Source organism: Azospirillum formosense (assembly GCF_013340925.1).
GTDB classification, from domain to species: Bacteria; Pseudomonadota; Alphaproteobacteria; order Azospirillales; family Azospirillaceae; genus Azospirillum; species Azospirillum formosense.
In genome coordinates this window covers 1-1163 of record NZ_WHOR01000510.1, presented here as the reverse complement: position 1 = coordinate 1163, position 1163 = coordinate 1, and the positions used below count along the sequence as shown (strand labels likewise).

At 63.3% G+C, this 1163-nt stretch carries 1 protein-coding gene; it reads right to left on the bottom strand.

Annotation, left to right across the window (positions count from 1 at the left end; translation table 11 throughout):
* Position 1: 1 nt before the first annotated feature.
* A complete protein-coding gene (locus GBZ26_RS29470) occupies positions 2 to 997 on the bottom strand; it encodes an ABC transporter substrate-binding protein (protein WP_174441815.1) in 996 nt (331 codons plus the stop codon).
* Positions 998 to 1163: the final 166 nt, after the last annotated feature.

Sequence of the window (1163 nt, the reverse complement as noted above, 5' to 3'; positions counted from 1 at the left end):
CTTACACCTTGATCTCCTTGTTGAACCGCTCGATCCAGCCGGCGCGGTTCTGGTTGATCACCGACCAGTCGTGGAACACGAAGGACGCCTTCAGCTCCTCCTGGTCCTTGGCGATCATGCGGGCGATGTCGCCGTCCATCTGCACCTTGGAATTCGTCGGGATGACGTAGAAGGGCGCCTGCATCAGCTTGGTCTGGACCTCCGGCGCCATGGCGGATTCGATCAGCGCCGCCGCCAGCTTGGCGTTGGGGGAGTTCTTGGTGATGTGGGCGGTGGTCAGGAAGGCGATGGTGCCGGTCTTCGGCTTGGCGAACTCCACCGGCACGCCGCGGGCGCGCAGGATCTGGATGGCGTTGAAGTTGCCCGGCGAGATGTCGATCTGGCCCTGCTGGAACAGGGTGGCGAGCGCGCCGGGGTTGGGGGCCACGGCGCCGAGGTTCGGCTGAAGCTCCTTCAGCGCGGCGAAGGCCGGCTCGATGTCGTTCTCACCGCCGCCGCGGGTCTTGGCCAGCTCGACCATGAAGGCGGTGCCGAGCGTCGAGTTCATGTTGGTGATGCCGACGCGGCCCTTGTACTCCGGCTTCCACAGGTCGTCCCAGCTCGTCGGCGGGGTCTTGACCTTCTCCGGGTTGTAGGTGATGCCGACGGCCTGGAAGAAGATGCCCGGCCCTTCGGGAAGCTGGGCCACCGGCAGCAGGTCCTTGTAATTCTTGCTGTCCGCGACGGGGAAGGGGGCGGCCAGATCCTGGCCGATCACCGACAGGCGCGGGCCGGGGTCCATCAGCATCACGTCGATCGGCGGGTTCGCCTTGGCGGCGGACACCTTGGCGATCATGTCCACCGACAGCATCGGGTCCAGCGCGATGTCGGCGTTGCCCGTGGCCTTGCGGAAATGCGGCACGATCACGTCGCGGTGGGCTTCCTCCCAGCTTCCGGTGAAGGTGGCGAACACCAGCTTGCGCGCCTGCGCCCAGCTCATGCCGGGGAACAGGGACATGGCGCCGAGCGTGAGGCCGGCGGCGAGGACTGGCCCTTAGACACATCTGACGCGGCCGACGAATCACCAGGGGCAGAACTTGAAGAACTTCCTTCATATTTATAAAACAGCACTATGTTAGTATGAATCATGTTTGATGATAGAAAAATAAGTATATGAATTCAGA

Bases quoted from the DNA above. Each gene is read 5' to 3' on its own strand.
- GBZ26_RS29470 (WP_174441815.1), bottom strand. From the start codon at position 997: ATGTCCCTGTTCCCCGGCATGAGCTGGGCGCAGGCGCGCAAGCTGGTG.